Source organism: Extibacter sp. GGCC_0201 (genome assembly GCF_017566055.1).
In the GTDB taxonomy this organism is placed as follows: domain Bacteria; phylum Bacillota; class Clostridia; order Lachnospirales; family Lachnospiraceae; genus Extibacter.
The window spans coordinates 1-214 of the sequence record NZ_JABFCH010000237.1; the positions used below are offsets into that span (position 1 = coordinate 1).

The 214-nt window shown below is 56.5% G+C and carries 1 pseudogene; it reads right to left on the reverse strand.

The features are described from left to right. Positions 1 to 214, reverse strand: a pseudogene (locus tag HJV72_RS19385) (hypothetical protein); the annotation flags it as partial.

The following is a 214-nucleotide window of genomic DNA, read 5'->3' on the forward strand; positions in this document are numbered from 1 at the left end:
CTGGGCGGCAGCCCGAACGATGTTGTCCTTGCTTTTGTTGCCCGGAGTCAAATAGAAACGCAGATTGACAGGCCGCTTCTTCGCCACTTCTGCAATAGTCAGCCCCCGGCACACACCGCTGTCCACAACGACCTCCTGTGCCTGTTCCAGCGTCATCACCTTCAGAATATCCTCTACAGGCATATCCGGGGTATATGCAGGGGCCTCTTGCACG